This is a genomic window from Cohnella rhizoplanae (assembly GCF_948329515.1).
Taxonomy (GTDB): Bacteria; Bacillota; Bacilli; order Paenibacillales; family Paenibacillaceae; genus Cohnella; species Cohnella rhizoplanae.
On the sequence record NZ_CAOJCN010000010.1, the window covers coordinates 204,051 to 221,021 of the forward strand.

General features: G+C 62.9%; 12 protein-coding genes. 9 read left to right on the forward strand and 3 right to left on the reverse strand.

Annotated features, from left to right (window positions below; all coding sequences use genetic code 11):
* Window positions 1-8 precede the first annotated feature (8 nt).
* Both PQG80_RS16515 and PQG80_RS16520 read left to right on the forward strand, forming a co-directional pair.
* The gene (locus PQG80_RS16515; RefSeq protein ID WP_271752509.1) at window positions 9-2,117 is read left to right on the forward strand and encodes a phage tail protein; all 2,109 of its coding nucleotides are present in this window, start codon (window positions 9-11) and stop codon (window positions 2,115-2,117) included.
* 49 nt (window positions 2,118-2,166) lie between these two features.
* A complete protein-coding gene (locus tag PQG80_RS16520; protein ID WP_271752510.1) occupies window positions 2,167-3,807 on the forward strand; it encodes a hypothetical protein in 1,641 nt (546 codons plus the stop codon).
* Between the two features lie 145 nt (window positions 3,808-3,952).
* Here the strand turns inward: PQG80_RS16520 and PQG80_RS16525 are convergent, their stop codons facing one another.
* On the reverse strand, window positions 3,953-6,166 hold the full coding sequence (locus PQG80_RS16525; protein WP_271752511.1) for an MORN repeat-containing protein: 2,214 nt from the start codon (window positions 6,164-6,166) through the stop codon (window positions 3,953-3,955).
* 2 nt (window positions 6,167-6,168) lie between these two features.
* Window positions 6,169-6,555: a DUF4280 domain-containing protein gene (locus tag PQG80_RS16530; RefSeq protein WP_271752512.1), complete on the reverse strand. Its 387-nt coding sequence runs from the start codon at window positions 6,553-6,555 to the stop codon at window positions 6,169-6,171.
* A gap of 199 nt (window positions 6,556-6,754) precedes the next feature.
* Between PQG80_RS16530 and PQG80_RS16535 the strand changes: the two genes are divergently transcribed.
* The 5 genes from PQG80_RS16535 to PQG80_RS16555 all read left to right on the forward strand — a co-directional run bounded on the left by PQG80_RS16535 (window position 6,755) and on the right by PQG80_RS16555 (window position 14,833).
* The gene (locus tag PQG80_RS16535; RefSeq protein ID WP_271752513.1) at window positions 6,755-9,502 is read left to right on the forward strand and encodes an adenylate/guanylate cyclase domain-containing protein; all 2,748 of its coding nucleotides are present in this window, start codon (window positions 6,755-6,757) and stop codon (window positions 9,500-9,502) included.
* Window positions 9,503-9,559: 57 nt separating this feature from the next.
* A complete protein-coding gene (locus PQG80_RS16540; RefSeq protein WP_271752514.1) occupies window positions 9,560-10,087 on the forward strand; it encodes a GNAT family N-acetyltransferase in 528 nt (175 codons plus the stop codon).
* Between the two features lie 28 nt (window positions 10,088-10,115).
* Complete coding sequence (locus PQG80_RS16545) at window positions 10,116-13,154, forward strand: HEAT repeat domain-containing protein (protein WP_271752515.1); 3,039 nt, start codon at window positions 10,116-10,118, stop codon at window positions 13,152-13,154.
* Between the two features lie 148 nt (window positions 13,155-13,302).
* Complete coding sequence (locus tag PQG80_RS16550; protein ID WP_271752540.1) at window positions 13,303-13,977, forward strand: GNAT family N-acetyltransferase; 675 nt, start codon at window positions 13,303-13,305, stop codon at window positions 13,975-13,977.
* A 34-nt stretch (window positions 13,978-14,011) separates the two neighbouring features.
* Window positions 14,012-14,833, forward strand: coding sequence for an MBL fold metallo-hydrolase (locus PQG80_RS16555; protein WP_334219824.1), 822 nt, complete (start codon window positions 14,012-14,014; stop codon window positions 14,831-14,833).
* 72 nt (window positions 14,834-14,905) lie between these two features.
* Here the strand turns inward: PQG80_RS16555 and PQG80_RS16560 are convergent, their stop codons facing one another.
* The gene (locus tag PQG80_RS16560; RefSeq protein ID WP_271752516.1) at window positions 14,906-15,562 is read right to left on the reverse strand and encodes a thiamine diphosphokinase; all 657 of its coding nucleotides are present in this window, start codon (window positions 15,560-15,562) and stop codon (window positions 14,906-14,908) included.
* Window positions 15,563-15,792: 230 nt separating this feature from the next.
* Here PQG80_RS16560 and PQG80_RS16565 point away from each other — a divergent pair, with 230 nt between their 5' ends.
* Together PQG80_RS16565 and PQG80_RS16570 are read left to right on the forward strand one after the other, a co-directional pair.
* Window positions 15,793-16,449 (forward strand): trimeric intracellular cation channel family protein, encoded by a 657-nt coding sequence (locus PQG80_RS16565; RefSeq protein WP_271752517.1) that lies wholly within the window; start codon window positions 15,793-15,795, stop codon window positions 16,447-16,449.
* A 2-nt stretch (window positions 16,450-16,451) separates the two neighbouring features.
* Window positions 16,452-16,946: a low molecular weight protein-tyrosine-phosphatase gene (locus tag PQG80_RS16570; RefSeq protein WP_271752518.1), complete on the forward strand. Its 495-nt coding sequence runs from the start codon at window positions 16,452-16,454 to the stop codon at window positions 16,944-16,946.
* Window positions 16,947-16,971 lie beyond the last annotated feature (25 nt).

Consider the following 16,971-nt stretch of genomic DNA (forward strand, 5'->3'; position numbering starts at 1 on the left):
GAGCGGATTTGAATGACGAGGCGTTATTTTTCTCAGTAAACGTACCGGAGCATTGGCGCCGCAGAGGCTGGATGGAGAACCTGGATAATGCAGAGACGCTTAGCCTGCGCAGCGATGCGCGGTATGGCGTTCTGGATACGGCGTCCTTCGGCGAACTGGAAGGCATCGGCGTCGTCCGAGCCTTCGCCGTCGGTCCGTTCACGCGTCTGATCCTGCTGGACGATGCGGGCGATTTGTGGTTTTACGACCGGCACAGCCGGCACCACGAACGGCTTTTCGTTTCCAGGCACGGGTTATTCTCCGCCTCTGCGATGCTCGCCGCGGCAGGGGAGACGCTGTTCGTCGCGGATCCCGAAGGCGATATCATGCTGGCGGCGTACGATATGGACAGCGGCCAGACGCGCTGGAGCCGTACGGGCGAATGGATGGACGGCGTCTACTGCAGGCCGCTCGCTCTCCACTCGGACGGACGCAGCCTTTATGCGCTGACTTTGGCCGAACCGCCCGGTGAGGACGGAGATGCGCAGTCCCGTCTCGCGGGTTCTGCCTTGCTGCGGATCGTCAGGCTGACGCTGTCCGGCGGACTCGCCGCCGTCATCGGAGACGATCGATTCGCGCTCAGGCTGCCGCCTGACGGCGGACCTCCGGGCCAGCCTTTCCTGACCGTATCGCCGCTCGGAGATATGTACGTTTACGACAGCCTCGGACGGACGCTGTTCGCCTTCTCGCCGGAGGGCGGGCTGACGACGCGAATGATGCTGCCTCCGCTGTCGTTCGCGGGTCTGGCCGTCGACTCGAACCGGCAGATTTATGTCGGCGATTCGCGCAGCATGGAGTCGGAAGGGGAGGACGACCGCTTTATATTGCAGTTTAACGAGGCGGGCGAGCCGATCGGCAAGGTAGGCGGGTTTCGCGGAAAGGCCGATGCGATCCTGATCGACGGAAGGGACCGGATGTATATCTTGAACGGCGAGCAGCAGACGCTGGCCGTGCTCGATCTTCAGCCTCAGACGCTCGCGATGGCGGGAGCGGGTTCGCTCGAAGGCTACTGGCTGTCTTATGCGTTCGACAGCGCCGATCGCGAGACGGTGTGGCATAAATTCACGATGGAAGCCGACATTCCGGACGGGACGCAGCTTCGCGTCCGCTACTTTGCGGACGACGCGGGGGTCAGGTCGATCGCGGGATCGATCCAGAGGATCGACGACTGGATCGGACGCGCCGATCTGAGCCCGTCGGAGAAACTCAAAGGACTCTCCGGTTTTTGGTCCGAGCCGGTCGTCAATCCGACCGATTCGTTGTTTTTCGGCGCCAAGGGGCGTTACTTGTGGATGCTGGTGGAATGGATCGGCAGCGAACGCAGTACGCCGGCGATGCGGCGCATGCGCGTTTATTTTCCGAGGGAGACGCTATTGTCTTACCTGCCCGCCGTCTATCAGCAGGAGTCGGGAGGAAAAAGCTTCCTGGAGCGGTACCTTGCGCTGTTCGGCACGCTGTTCGACGAGATGGAGTCGCGTATCGACGGCGTGGCCAGACAGTTCGACCGGGAGACGGTCAACGGAGGGCAATTGCGATGGCTGGCTTCTTGGCTCGGGCTCGATACCCACGAGTACTGGAGCGACGACGCGATCCGGCGCCTCATCCGCGCCGCGCCGGACATGTACCGGCACCGGGGCACGCGCCGGGGCATCGAGCTTGCGGTGGAGACGATGACCGGCATGAAGCCGCTTATCGTGGAGCCTGCGCAATACAAGGCGCTGCGCGAGCGGGGGGATTGGCGCGAGATCATCGATCGGCTGTACGGCAGCGATCCGTTCACGTTCTCCGTGCTGCTGCACCCGGACCAGGCGCGCAGCGATATGGAGAAGGTGCTGCTCAGGCAGCTCGTCGACGACGTCAAGCCTGCGCATACGGAAGCGAAGCTGGAATGGCTGCAGCCCTGGATGTATCTGGACCTGCATACGTATCTGGGCGTCAATACGGTGCTCGCGGAGCCTTCGATCTTTACGCTGGGAGACGGCCGGTCGATGCCGAACGACACGCTGATCGTGGACGCGAACATGAATCGCCGTCTCGATGCGCATATGCGTCTGGGCATGGATTCCGAAATGGAGTGAAGGGGCGGACCCGCCGCGCGGTTCCGACGACAAGGAGGAGACTTGACGGATGAGAAAAGCGAGAATGTACCCGTTCGAGCGCAATCGGTATTTTTACGGAAAGCTGCTGACGGTACGGGACTTCGAGTCGGAGCAGAAATACTTGAACAACAAGCGCAGGCTGCTTAACCGGCTCCTGTTCGGGAGCGGCGTCGTCGCCGGCATGCAGGTCGTCGCCGTCGACGACAAGACGATCACGGTCGAAATGGGCCTGGCGATCGATTATTCGGGCCGCGAGGTCGTACTTCCGTCTCCGGTCACGCTGAAGCTGTCCATGATCGAGGGCTTCACGAACAACGAATATAAGAAAAACGTATATCTGTACGTCGCCTATGACGAAAAGGGCCGCGAGCCGGTCCATTCCGTCGGCAACTCGTCGATCCGGGGCGAAGAGGTCAGCGAATATAACCGCGTGCTGGAGTCTTATCGTCTGTTCGTCAAGGAGGAGGCGCCGTCTCCGTCGAGCTTCGAGCATGTGCGTCTGCTGGAGGATGTCGCCGTGCTGTACCAGGACGCCCATGTCCGCGTATCGCAACGGATGCCCCGGTACGTCAATCCGGGCGATGTCGTGGACGTGACGCTGGTCGTGGAAAAGACGCTGCAAACGGCGAGAGTCGCGATCAGCTTCGACTATGAATCGGACGGCTTCGATCCGGTCGGCGATAACGGCGCGCATATCGAATTCACGGAGCCTAGGGACGGGCAGGATACCGAGTACCGGCTGACCTACAGCGTCAAGGCCAAGGACCGTCCCGATACGGCAGGCAAGCTGACGCTGCCGCCCCAGTCGGTGACGCTCACGATCGGCGACCAGCGCGTCCCGATCGATCATGCGGCCGTTCACAAGGTGGAGATCATCTCCCAGCCGGTCATGGAACGCATTCTGAAGACCTGGTACGAGCGCTCGCTCGATCAGGCGGCAGAAGGCTCCGCGGAGCAGGAGATTTGCCTCGCGAAAATCGGTCTGCTGCAGCTCGGCTCGACCTATATGATCGAGCAGGTCGAACGGGTGCCGTTCGGCGAATACGTGCCTAACGCTTCGCTGCTGCAGCGGCTATCCCAAGCCGACCGGTCGGCGTCGCTTCACCGTTTTTTCGCGGAGGCCGAAGCCTACGATCTCGAGTACGACGCGAAGCCCAAGCTGGACGTCCGCTATCATCCGGAGCGCAATGCCTTCGATTTTAAGCTCGGTCTGCCTCGTCCGCAAGCGATTCAGGACGAGATCGCCACGGGGACGATCGAGGTGCCGCTTGAGCTGAACGCCAAGACGGGACTCAAGTTTTTCTCGCGCGGCCGACGCAATTACGTGACGGACGAGATCAAGCACGGCCTCGGCGCGGGGCAGGTCACGGTCGTCGTCGGCCTGGCGCTTCAGGATACGCTCAAAGCCTCGATCTATTACGGCTCGCAGGATGTGTTCAAAGGAACCGAATACGAGTCGGACGTTCCGAACGTCGACTTCGGCACGATCGTCTATCCGGAGCACGGCAGCTTCCGGATCGGCATGCGCTTGAACGGCTCCACGGAGGCGGACAAGTTAAGCGTGCGCTGGTGGGCGTTTAAGAAGCTGCAGGAAGGCGAGTCGTCTGCTGGATCGGACGCCGCTGGAGAGCAGGCCGTTCGCCTGGAGGCCGCGCCGGGTCGCGAATAGTTCCGCCGTAAGCCAAGACAATCGAGAAGAAGCCGTCCCGCAGGTCCTTATCGGACAGCGGGGCGGCTTCTTTGTCATGCGCTTGAATTCCGGAGTATGGTCTTGAGTTAGAGTCTCGTTTAGCTCGATTGCGCCCTGCGCGCGATCAGACTTGAAACGCGCCGATCGTCAGCCGGACCGGTTTGTCGTTGTTGTAATTGAAGTTGTACAGGGCGCCGTTCCACGCGTAGGACATCGTGTACAGCTTGCCCGAGGCTTCCGTTTTGACGCCTTTTACCGCTGCTTTTTTGAGCGCGTCAAGCAGATCGTTGATGACGTATTTGTTCCATGTGCGAACGAGGGTTACGGCGAAAGCTTCCGGATTGTCCGGGTCGGTCTCCAGCTTAAAGCTGAATTGAATGCCGCCGTATACGAGCTCGACGGGAGCGGCGTCCGTGGTCGCCGCATCCGTATCGCCCGCGGCGTCCGTATTCGCGGCAGGCGTGACAATCGGGCTCGCGATGGTTGCGCTAGTGCCGGTGCTTGCGCCGCTCACCGCGGCGCTGCCTGCGACAGCCGCCTTAGCGGAGCTTGAGCCGCTGGACGACGTCTCCGGCGTCTGGCTGCCGCCCGTACCTGACGTATTCGGACTTCCGGCTGCCGTCGGCGTCTGGCTGCCGCCTATGCCATTACCGGCGCTCGCTCCGCCGGAGACCGGCGCATCGCCGGTTCCCCCGCCGGCGGGCGCGGCGCCGCTGCCTGCGTCCGTCGGCGCGCCGGCGTCGGCCGGGCTCGTGCCGATAACCGCGCCGCTGGTGCCCGCGGATGCCGCGTCTCCGCCAGCGACCGCCTGCGCCCCCGCGCCCGTCGATTCCGTTCCGGTCGAGCCAGTGCCCGCCGTACCCGCGCCTGTCGAGCCGGAACCGGTCGTTCCCGCGCCGTTCGATCCTGCGCCTGTCGCTCCCGTGGCCGCGGGTTCCGTCTCTGACGTCCCGGAACCGCTCGTTCCCGTTCCAGACGTCCCGGAACCGCTCGTTCCCGTGCCGGTCGTCCCGGAACCATTCGTTCCCGTGCCAGCCGCTGTACTGCCCTCAGAACCTGAACCTTCCGAGCCTGAATCCGCCGTACCCGAACCCCCGTCGCCGCCTGCATCCAGCGTCTCGCCGGCTTCGCCGTCCGTTCCTGCATCCGCGGGATCCGCAGGCGCATCCGGCGCGCCGAGCTTCTCCTGCAGCGTAGCGGACGCCATGCCCATGAAGGCCGCGGGGTCGGCGCGCCCTGCGCTGAACAAGCCCTTGTAGAGGACCGTGCCGTTCGGGTCCAAGAGCGAACCGAAGCCTTGGTACTTGTCGGAACGGAACGTGCCTTGATACGCCGGCGTCCCGTCCGCGTTAAACGCTTGCCCTTCGCCGTCGCGCATGCCGCCGACGAAAGCGCCGGCATAGACCGTGATGCCCTGCTCGTTCAGCAGCGTGCCCGCGCCTTGGTACAGTCCGCGCTGGAAGGCGCCCTTGTAGATGGGCGCGCCGGACGCCGAATACGCCGTGCCTTCGCCGGAAGGCAGGCCGGCGGCGAAGGCGCCTTCGTAGCGAAGCTTTTCCCCGGCGTATTCCTTGCCGGCGCCTTCGTATTGCCCGCCGGCGAAGGCGCCTTCGTATAGCGGCTTGCCGTCGTCCCCGTACAGCTTGCCCTCGCCCTCGTACAATCCCTGTACGAACGCGCCCGCGTATTTGATCCTATCCTTGGCCGCATACAACGTTCCGTTGCCTTCGTATTTGCCCGCGGCGAACGCGCCCTCGTACAGCACGCTCCCGTCGGCCGCGTACAGCGTACCCGTTCCATTATAGGCGTCGCCCGCGAATTGCCCGCGGTACAGCAAGCTTCCGTCAGGCGAATACGCTTCGCCGGAGCCGGACCGGACGCCTTTGGCGAAGTCGCCGAAGTAAAGGAGCTTGCCGTCGCCATACAGCTTGCCGACGCCGCTGTATTGTCCGCTCTCGAGCGGGCCGACGTAGACGAGGCCTCCGGCGCCGTCCACGATCTTGGCGTTGCCGGTATAGCCCTTGTCCAGCGCCGCGGAGGCCTCGTACGTCGGCGTGCGGGAAAACCATTTGTCGACGAAGCGCGGCGGATTGATAAAGCCGAAATAGGCAATGACCAGCCCGATCAAAATGATCAAAACCACGAGTTTTTTGGCGATGTAGTAGCTGCCGACCCTCCAATAGTTGTCGAGCGAACGCAGCCCGCTGCCGAGAACGGCGCGAGCCCACTGGATAAGCCATTTAAGGATGCGCTTGGGCAGCGTCTTGGCCTGCTTGAGCGGTCGAATGATGCGGGTCTTGATCGGCTTGATAAACGGCTTGAGAATCGTCTCGATCATAATTAGGGCACCTGTATCGTAAATTGGCCGGGGACGTTGATCTGGATGACGCCGCCGTAACTGCACATGCACTTGGAGGTACTGTTCAACGCGGGGAAGTTCCCGACCAGGACGGTCGGCGAGCCGGGCGTCCATGGCGCGACGGTCACGGGCGCGCAGGGCATCGGCGTCATGACGCCGAACTTGGCGGCGGTAGCGGCCGCCACGGTCGGATTGGCCATCGAATTGCACATGCCGAACGGCATGATATTGACGAAAGGCTTATTGTCCATGATGTTGGCGATCGGCATGGCGGTCATCGTCCGGTTGGCCGGCAGCACGTTTAACGTAGACGGAGCCACTCCGAACGAGCATTGCATCATCGCGCCGCCGCAAACCAGTTGTCCCATGCCCCAAGTCACGCTCTTTTCCGAAATAGGTAGAATCTATCGATATTTATATCCATAGTACCTCAATTATTGGAATCTGTCATTTTGTGTTGACGGGGGATGAATTATGGAAGAACTTGTAGTACGATGAAACTATCAAATACGATCGTGAGGTTCTCTCCGCAGAACCGTAAGAAAAGAAAGCGGGCGCCTATATTCGATGAAAAAAGTGGCTGTGTTCCTGGTATTGGTGTCTCTGGCGCTGTCCGGTTGGTCCGGTTATACGCTCGCGGATCGGGGCGGCAAGGACGAGACGTCATGGAAAACGAAGCAAGGTCTGCATAACCTGTCGTTGTCGGCCGCCGGGGGAGACGGCTCGGTCGCCGTCGTGAGCGATTCGAAGCAGCATATCGAGCAGCTGGGCGCGGACGGAACGCTGATCGGACGAATGTCCTACGCCGCCGCGGACCGGGACGCCAGGGTCGACTTCAACGAGGCGGTCGCGGACGAAGAAGGCCGCGTCTACGCGCTGGCAACCATGCTCGATGCCTACGGCCTTTACGTGCAGAGCGAACGAATCGTGCGATACGACGGCGGCGGCAAAAACGGAAAGGTGCTGTTCGAGCGCAAGGGAGACGGCGCGAGCAAGCGCATCGGTCAGATCAAAGGCCTTCAGCTGACGGAAGGCGCTCTCTACTTTTACGAGGCCTCGGGCGAACAGCTCTTGCTGAAAAAAATCTCTCTGCCGGACGGCGCAGCAGAGACGACGTTCTCGTTTACGCTTCCTCCGGATCGGTTCCTGTCCGAGATTACGGGCACGGAGCCGGGGAAAATCTACTTTACGACCCGCAGAGGAAGCATCTACCGGGTAGACGCGGACGGCGCGAGCGCCAGGCTGTATCCGGAGACCGCGGCCGGCGTCAACTCCAAAAATTTCCCCGAGCTGCTCACCCTGCGCGCGGACGGCTCGCTCATGTATGTCGACCGGCTCGTCAACGCCGTCTCGGTGCTGGATCCGCTCGCGCCAGCCGCAGCCAAGATCGTATTGGACGACGCATCGCTGCGCCGCGTCGCTCCCGGGTTGGACAGCTACGAGATCATGGATGTCAGACAGACGCAGACCGGCTTTACCGTCGTGCTGAACGACCGGATATTGCTGTTTTCCGCCGACTTCTCGCCTGCGGGCCAGATCTCGCATACCTCGCTCGACAGCCGCACCTTATGGGATCGCCGTCTCTTATGGGTCGTCTTCTGGCTCAGCCTGCTGCTCCTCGTGTTTTCCGTTCGCATGTTCCACGTCCATGTGCTTAAGCGGCGCACCTCTCTGTTTCTCAAGCAGGTGCTCGCCACCGTTCCCGCGATTTTAATCGCCATGATCCTGCTCTCCAACTTTATCTACGACAGCTTCTCCTCGCGGATGGAGGGCCAGATGCAGCGGGAGCTCGCGCTGCTCGCGCGCAACGGCCAGAACCTGATCGACGGCGACCGGCTCGCCCGATTGCATTCGCCATCCGATTACGGCAGCGCGGACTACACGGCGATCCGTACCAAGATGAACTTTCTGTTCGAAGGCGAGAACAGCGAGCAGCGACAGGGCTTGTACAGCACGCTATATAAATACGAAGAAGGCCGGATCTACATCGTGATGGACGACGACGACGGCGTCAACATGTTCAAGCCGTTCGAGCAGAGCGAGGAGAACGCGGCGGTGCTGGCGCAAGGCGTTATCCGCACGGGGCAATGGGAGGATGCGGACGGCAAGTGGCTGTACGCGATCGGACCGGTCTACGACGGCGCGGGGCAGATCGTCGGCATCTACGAGACCGGCCGCGACCTGAGCGTGCTGCAGCGGGAGAACCGCACGATTTATTACAACATTATCGAGAATATTTTGATGATCACGGCCGGGCTTATCGTACTGGTCACGCTCGCGACGTTTTTCCTGTTGTCTCCGATCCGCAAGCTGCGCAGGAGCGTCATGGCGATGGCCAACGGCGACTGGGATGTCGAGGCGAAGCTGCGCAACCGCGACGAGGTAGGAGATCTGGGCGAACAGTTCAACCGGATGGCGCGCTATATCCGTCAGCATATCGCCGACATCACCTCGTTCAGCGAAGCCTCGTACCGGTTCGTGCCGCAGCAGTTTTTCCATTCGCTCGGCAAGAAAGGAATCCTCGATATCCGGCTTGGGGACCAGATTCAAAAAAACATGGCCGTCATGGTTGCCAACCTTCGCGACTTCAGACAGCTGTCCAAGACGCTCAGCCCGAAGGAAAACTTCGACTTCATGAACTCCTTCCTGCGGCGATTCGGCCCGATCGTCAGGCAGGAGGACGGGCTGATCAGCAAGTATCTCGGCGCAGGCTTCATGGCGCTGTTCCCGGGCCATGCCGATGAAGCGATCCGGGCGGCAGTGGCACTGCGCAGGGAACTGGCCGTCTACAATCAGCACCGGCGGGGATCGGGCTACATGCCCGTCGATATCGGCATCGCGCTTCACAAGGGACCGCTCATGCTCGGCATTATCGGCGAAGAGCGCCGATGGGAGGGCAACGTCATCTCGGACGACGTCCAGCGGACGACGATGCTCGAGCAGATCTCGGATCTCGTAGGGTGCTCCATCGTCGCCACGCGCGATTATTTCGAGCAGCTGCGGGCGCCAGAACGGTTCATGCACCGCTCGCTCGGCCGGATTCGCCTGGAGGGCAGCGACGAGGCCATGGAACTGATCGACGTCTACGAGGGGGACCCCGAGCAGCAGCGCGCGGCCAAGGAACGCACCAAGGCGTTGTTCGAACGCGGTCTGGCGCTATGTCAGGAAGGGCGGTTCTACGATGCGCGCGAGACGTTCGTCGAGGTGATCAAGCAGAACCGGATGGACAAAGCCGCCAAGCTCTACTTTTATCTTTGCGACGAGTACTATCAAAAGGGCTCCGGGGCCGGCTGGAACGGTACGCTGGCCGTTTGACGCGGCTGGCCGATCTACGTACGGCGCATACCAGATCAGCATTGCGGGGGGCAAGTCGTGAAGGATACGCGATTGGATAGCACGGGAATCGTCATCAAAAGAATCGATACGCGCGAGGCCGCGGATGCGGTCGTCGCCTTTCTCCTGTCGCCGGAGGCGTTCGACGACGAACGTCCGACGCCGGGCGAGGAGGAACATTTTCGCACGCTGCCTTACATGGCGCTGGAGGGCAAGACGATCTATTGGTACGCGACGGACTTGTCCGGCGCCGTCGTGGCCGCTACCGGCGTCGCCGAGAACGAGCAGCGCACGGGCGGGTATACCTGGGATTACCTGGTCGTACGCAGGGACTACCGGCGCGGGGGGCTGGCCATCCGGCTGGCCGGCGCGATGCTGGATTATCTGGCGGAACGCGGAGCCCGGTATCTGGTGACCTACACCTGCGATCTGCCCGTGTACGAGGGCGTTCGGCGATTGTTCGAACGGCTCGGCTTCACGCTGAACGGGCGTCTGCCCGATTATTATTTCGACGGCGAAGACCGGCTCATCTATTATCTGAATCTGCGGCCAGCCGGCGGCCGGTAGCGTCAACAGAAGGAAAGAAGTGACAGTCATGAATATGGCGCATGCGCTCGGCAGGTTGGGCGTACGAACGGAGGACCGGCGCAAGGTAAGGCTGATGACGCCGATTTTTCTGATTTGCGGGATCGCCGAGGCTTTAACCTACAATGGCTTTATTACGTTGTTCAGCCAGCGCTTCGGCAGCGAATATCTGCCCTATATGTATACGGCAGAGGCTTTGATACTGCCGCTCGAGGCTTGGTTCATGAGCTGGCTGGCGATGAAGCTGTCCAAGCCCGACCTGATGAAAACGATGTACGCCGTCATGACGGGCATTCTGCTCGCGGATGCGGCCGTGCTGGGAGCGCTCCGCATCGCCGGCGCGGATATGCGCTGGTTCTATCCGGTCCTGTTCCTGACCTCGAGCTTTGTCGTTCGCCAGCAGACGGTGCTGCTATGGAGCCTGGCCGTGGACGTCTGTCCGACGCAGCAGGCGAAGCGGCTGATGCCGTTGTTCGTATCCGGAGCGACGCTCGGCGGCGTGGCGGGCGGCCTCCTGACGCAGGCGCTCAGTCCCCTGGGCGCCGAGCTGGTGTACGGTCTCGGTCCGATCCTGCTGATCGCGGCCTCGTTTAATTACCGCAAAGCGATCGTGCAATACCTGGTCCCGCTCGCCCTGCGGGCGGAGTCCGCAGGGGACGAAGAGACGGCGACTTCCTTTGAATATATAAAGCGAACGTTCCGCTCGCCTTTTTTGCTGGGCGTCATGGGCCTGATGACGCTAATGCCGGCGCTCTACTACCTGGCGGAGTTTCTGTTCCTGAATACGGCGCACGGCTATTACCAGGACGAGCAGCAATTCGCCCGTATGTTCGGCATGGTGTCGACGCTGCTGTTTTTGCTTGCTTTTCTGGTACAGTTGGCTTCGGGCAAGCTGGTTGCCTGGTTCGGCGCGAGCGGGATGCTGGTTGCGATCGCCGCCGCCTATGCGGCGGCTTTCGGCGTGTCGGCCCTATTGCTCGGAAGCCAGGCCGCTGCGGTAGCCGCCGCAGCCGGCGCCTACATGCTGACCAACGTGCTCATCTTTTACTCGGCGGAGCCTTCTTTTCAGCTTTATTACAAGACGCTGCCGATCACGCAGAGAGACGGCTACAGGTATGCCGCGCAGGGGCTCGCTTCCTTCTTCGGCATCCTGCTCGGCGCGGGCCTGCAGTCGTTGCACAAGGCGGCGGGTCTCGGCTATCCCGTGCTGGCCGCAGTCGGCGCCGGCGCGGCGTTGCTGCTGACGGCGCTGGCCTGGAACGTCCGGCGGCTGTACATGCGCGAGCTGGTCAAAGGCGTTCAGACGCTCGGACTCGAGGATCGGGAGCTGATGGAGTCGTATCGGGAGTTTTTCGGCAATGCGAAGGCGATGAGCTCCGTCGCCGGGCTGCTGCGGCACGAGCATGAAGGCGTGCGGGAGATCGCCGCCGATATCGTCGGAAGAACGCAGGACGAGCGATATCTGCCCGAGCTGCAGCGGCTGCTGGACGACGCGAGTCCCGGCGTGCGTACCGCCGCGCTGCGGGCCATGCCGCTGGCGGGCGCCGACCTTCAGGCGCTCGTCCGGATCGGCGCCGTGCTCGAGGACGAGGAGCCTACGGTGAGGGCCGAAGGCGTCAGGCAGATGGCGCAGATGAAGCAATGGCCGGCGCAGGCGTTTTTCTTTCTCCGGATGAAGCTGCTCGATCCGCATCCGGCCGTCGTCGCCGAAGCCGTCAAGGCGATGTACGCGCTTGAGAGCGAGTCCAGCTACGAAGCGTGCTTCGAGGCGATCGAGCGGCTGCTCGCGCAAGGCGGCGAGCCTGCGGCGCACGTATGCGGCGTCGTCGCGGAGCTGCGGCTGCAGCGCTTCGCGGAGCAGGTCGAGCGGCTGCTGCACGACGCCCATCCTGCGGTGCGGCTCGCCGCGACGGCATGCCTGGGCAAGCTTGGCGCGACGCATGTCATCCCGCAGCTGCTCGAGCGTCTGCCGGCAGGCGACCAAGAGCTGCTGAACGTGACCGAGCGGGCGCTTATTAACATGGAAGCCTCAGGCGCGGCTCTGTTGATCGAGGCGTTGCCCGGCGCGCATGCGCAGACTTGGCGGGTCGTGATGGGCGCGCTCGCCGCCTTGCTGCAGGAAGACGAAGTGCGCGGTCGCCTGACGGACGAAGCGCTCCGCCGCATGGGCGAGCTGGACGAGGCGGCGTCCTATGCGGCGGCGTTCCGCGCCGTCGGACGCGAGGACCTGGCCGCGCTGGCGTCGCTCGGCTTCAAGGGACAGCTGCACCGGGTCCAGGAGGCCGTATGGTCGCTGCTCGTCCGTCTGACCGACGAGCAGGTAGTGGCGGCGATCCGCCGGGCGCTGGCCGACCCCGACGACGAGACGAGGAGCAACGGCCTCGAGGTGCTGGCCGAGGGAGCGGGCGACCGCAGACTCGCGCAGCGGCTGGCCGCCGTGCTGCAGGCGGACTACGACGGCGCGGATCGCCCGCCGATGACGGCGGAGCAGGCCAGGTCAGCGCTCGCGCACGCATCGCGCTCCGCGGACGATTGGTGGCAAGAGATGGCGGCGGAGGCCGGAAGGGAGCGTGGCGGTTCCGTGGAAGCGCAAGGGATGCTCGGAAGACTGAATAAAGTGATCTATCTTAAAAACGTTCCTTACTTCGCGGATCTGACGCTTGAGGAGCTTGGGCTTATCGCCGGCATCTCCGCCGAGCGAACGTTCGAGGACGGCGAGGCGCTGCTGGTCCGAGGCGAGACCGGCGAGGCGCTCTATGTCATCGTAGAAGGCAACGTGGAGTTGACGAGCATCACCGCCGCCGGTCTGGAGGCGACGCTCGGCGTGCTGGGCGCAGGAGACGTGTGCGGCGCCACGTCCGCGCTCGACCAATCGGTATCGACGGTGTCGGCTCACGCGCTGCTCGGCGACGTGCGGACGCTCGGCCTGGAGCGGGAGTCGCTGACCCGCCTCATCCGGCTCTATCCGGACATCGGCCTCGGCTTGCTCCGCGCATCGCTGGCCCGCGTGAGGCTGCTGGAAGAGATGATGATGCGCATCGACTCTTGACGCGCAGGGCGCCGCTATTCCAACTTTACAAGCCGGTTCGATTCTATTAGGATTTAGACAAGAGCTGGCCATTGCCGAGGAAGACCGGGTTGCACGCCGCCCCGTCTTCCTTTTTCATGCGCCGGGTAGAGGAGGAAAGGTCATGGCTTTGGAATACCACAAGATCGCGTCGATCGACGATCCCTACTTTGCCAAGATGCACGAGCTCATGGGTCGCGTATTCCCGCTGGAGGAGGTACTGGCGTTCGAGCTGTGGCGGGAGCCGCTGCTCGATCCGACGATCCAGGTGTACGTCGCGGTGATGGACGGCGAGGTCGTCGGCGCGACCGAATACCGCTACCGGCCCGAGTTCGCGGTGGCGATGACCGACTTCACGATCGTAGGACGTCCGGGCATGGGCATCGGCCGGTTTCTGCTCGTGCAGCGCGAGGCCCATCTGAAGCGGCTGGAGACCGAGAGCGGCGTGCCGATGCTCGGCATGTTCGCGGAGATCTACGATCCGGCGCAGCTGGACGAGAACGAGGCGGCCGGTCCGGTCGGGCCGATGCATCCGGCGGTTCGCAGAGAAGTGCTGTCCCATCTGGGCTTCAAACGGCTGGATCTCGCCTACGTCCACCCGTCCTGGGATCATGAGGGCAAGGCCGTTACGGGACTCGACCTCTGCTTCAGACCGGCCGACGACGCCGTCTCCGAGCTGCCCGCGACGCTGGCCGCCGGGTTCCTGCGCTGGTACTATGCCGCGCTGCCGAACAAGCCGGAGGCTTGGGAGCGGATGGTCGCGGATCTGGAAGGGCTGGAGCGCGTGCCGCTGCTGGCGATCTGATATAGACTCGAACCGAAGAAGGAAGGTACGCGATTTGTCTTTTTCGCAACAAGAGATGGTCGTCACGGTGCTAGGGCATGGAGACTCGCTCGGCACGCCCCGCGTCTACTGCGGCTGCGCCGTGTGCGAGGAAGCGCGGGCGGGCGGACTCAATATTCGGCGCCGCTCGGCGATCTGGCTGAATACGGCGGACGAGGCGCCGCTGCTCGTCGACTGCGGTCCGGACTGGCGTCACCAGATGGAGCGACTAGGCGTCAGGCGGGTAGGTCAGGCGCTGCTGACGCATGCGCACGTCGACCATATCGGCGGCTTGGCGGAGTGGGCCGACGCCTGCCGCTGGCTCGAGACCACGGCCGAGCTGCATGCGCCGGCAGAGGTGCTGTCCGACGTGAACATCCGGTACCCGTGGATCGGAGGGCGGCTCCTGCATCGACCGATCGATCCGGCCGGCGAGCTGACCTATGGCGGCTGGACGATTCGAGCTTGGAAGGTCAACCACGGAAAAAACGGCTATTCGTACGCATATCGGTTCGAACACCCGAATGGCGGGGCTTGGGCGTATTGCCCGGATTCCATCGATCTGACGGAGTCGCAGAAAGCGCCGCTGTCCGGACTATCGCTGCTCATCCTCGGCACGAGCTTCTACGAGGAGCCTTATCCGATGGAGACGCGGTCGCTGTACGACGTGAAGGAAGGACTGCAGCTCGCCGAGGAGGTTGGCGCCGAGTCCGTCGTATTTACGCATCTGTCCCACGACATCGACGTGAGGCGGGACTACGGCTTGCCCGACTGGGCGAGATTTGCGTACGAAGGCATGGAGCTGCGGATTGCGGCCGAGCGCAGCCGCCGCGAGTAAAGACTTAAGCTGCGGAATGTCCAGCCCCGCGCGTAAACAAAAAGTCAGGGCCGCCGGCCCTGACTTTTTTGATTAATCCCGGCTTCTGATGACGAGCAGCGAGCCGCTGCCGAGAGATATCGTGCCCTGCGGCTCCGCGAGCAGATTGCTGACGCCGAGCGACATGCCTTGACGCAGCGTAGCGTTGTGCAGCGGATAGGCAAAGCCGGTCAGCGTTACGCCTGTCACCTCTCCGTCGAGCGGCAACAGCGATATGTAGGCATAACGGTCATCCGCGGCCAGGCGCGCCGATGACCGCAGCAGCCGGATCTCGTTGTGCGCGTCCACGAGCAGCGCCGATGCGCCCGCATCGGCCGCGACGGCCAGCAGCTGGACGTTGGCGAGGCTGTGATCGAAGCGGGTGCCGAGCCCGCCCGCGATCACGATGTCCCTGTACCCGCGCTTTAGCGCTTCCCGCAGCGCGAGCTCGGTATCGGACCAATCCTTGTCCACCGCGTCATACTCGGCGGTCTCGACGGCCGCTTCGCGAATGCGCGCGAGCGCGTCCGCGTCGACGGAGTCGAAGTCGCCGAGGGCGAGATCCGGCGCGACGCCGTGCTGAACGAGAAAGTAGGCGCCTCTGTCGGCGCCGATCAGATAGTCTCCGGGCTGCGCGAGCGAGAGGCTCCAGGTTCCAAGGGTGCCGCCCGTATAGATGACGGCGCGTCCCGACGAAGATGCATGCGACAAGGTCCGTTTCCTCCCGGCAATCGATATGCGGTTCAACCGCGTGCATTAACATATAGAACCTAGTATAAATGCAATAGCGTCCGGATGCGACTCGCATGTTTCGATTGCGATCGAATGGTGCAAATTCTCCGTTGCGGCATCCGCCCGGTAGCCGATACAATAGATGAGGCGGTAGGCGGGCAGCATGGCGCCGCATCGCCCGACTAGAGAATCGGCCGGGGGTTATCGTTTTGACTTTGGACGTTTTTGAATGGTTCAGCATCATCGGTACGATCGCCTTCGCCGTGAGCGGCGCGATCGTCGCGATGGAGGAGCACTACGACATGCTCGGCGTGTTCGTGCTCGGTCTCGTGACGGCGTTCGGCGGCGGGATCGTGCGCAATCTTCTGATCGGCGTGCCCGTCACGACGCTTTGGAGCCAGGGGCTGCTGCTGAAGACGGCGGTCTTTTCGATTATCGTCGTATTCGTGCTGCCCGTCGCCTGGATTTATCATTGGAAAAGAAGCGAAGCGTTCTTCGACGCCATCGGGCTCGCCGCATTCGCGATACAGGGAGCGCTGTACGCCGCGGAGGCGAAGCTGCCGGTCAGCGCCATCATGGTGGCCGCGATGATGACGGGGATCGGAGGCGGGATGATCCGCGACATCATGGCCGGGCGCAAGCCGCTGGTCCTGCGCGACGAGATCTACGCGGTATGGGCGCTGCTCGCCGGACTGGCCGTCGGAGCCGCTCATCTGCAGATGACCTGGTCGCTGCTCGCGCTGTTCGCCGCGACCGTGACGATGCGGATGCTGTCCGTGCAATACAAGTGGCGTCTGCCGCGCAGAAAGCTGCATGCGTTCGGCGGACAAGCCGGGGCGCCCGTGGAAGACAGAAAGGGGATGTAAACATGTATCGCGTATTGTTCGTCTGTCTGGGCAACATCTGCCGATCGCCGATGGCGGAGGCGGTATTTCGGGACCGGGTGTCGCGCGCGGGACTCGCCGGCGCCATCGAGATCGACTCCTGCGGCACCGGAGACTGGCATCTGGGCAAGCCGCCGCACGAAGGAACCCGCAGCATCCTCGACGGCAAAGGCATCTCCTATGAAGGCATGCTCGCGCGGAGGATCGGCAGGGAGGACGGGGAGCGCTTCGATCTCCTCGTCGCGATGGACGAGAGCAACGTCAAGGCGATCCGCGAGGCGATCGGGACCCGTACTCGCGCGGAGGTCGTGCGGTTTCTATCGTTCGTCCCGGGGGCGGCGCTTGCGGATGTACCGGATCCATACTACACCGGAGATTTCGACGAGACATACGAACTGATAAGCGAAGCTAGCGACCGGTTGCTTGCGCACTTGCTGGAGAGCGGGAAGGTGCGGCCGGCAGACGGTCAACAGGGATAGCGCTGGCTAAAAAACTATTACCATA

What these genes read in the sequence shown, in the direction of transcription:
- PQG80_RS16520 (WP_271752510.1), top strand. Translation starts at nt 2,167, where the DNA reads ATGAGAAAAGCGAGAATGTACCCGTTCGAGCGCAATCGGTATTTTTAC.
- PQG80_RS16525 (WP_271752511.1), bottom strand. Translation starts at nt 6,166, where the DNA reads ATGATCGAGACGATTCTCAAGCCGTTTATCAAGCCGATCAAGACCCGC.
- PQG80_RS16530 (WP_271752512.1), bottom strand. Translation starts at nt 6,555, where the DNA reads ATGGGACAACTGGTTTGCGGCGGCGCGATGATGCAATGCTCGTTCGGA.
- PQG80_RS16535 (WP_271752513.1), top strand. Translation starts at nt 6,755, where the DNA reads ATGAAAAAAGTGGCTGTGTTCCTGGTATTGGTGTCTCTGGCGCTGTCC.
- PQG80_RS16545 (WP_271752515.1), top strand. Translation starts at nt 10,116, where the DNA reads ATGAATATGGCGCATGCGCTCGGCAGGTTGGGCGTACGAACGGAGGAC.
- PQG80_RS16570 (WP_271752518.1), top strand. Translation starts at nt 16,452, where the DNA reads ATGTATCGCGTATTGTTCGTCTGTCTGGGCAACATCTGCCGATCGCCG.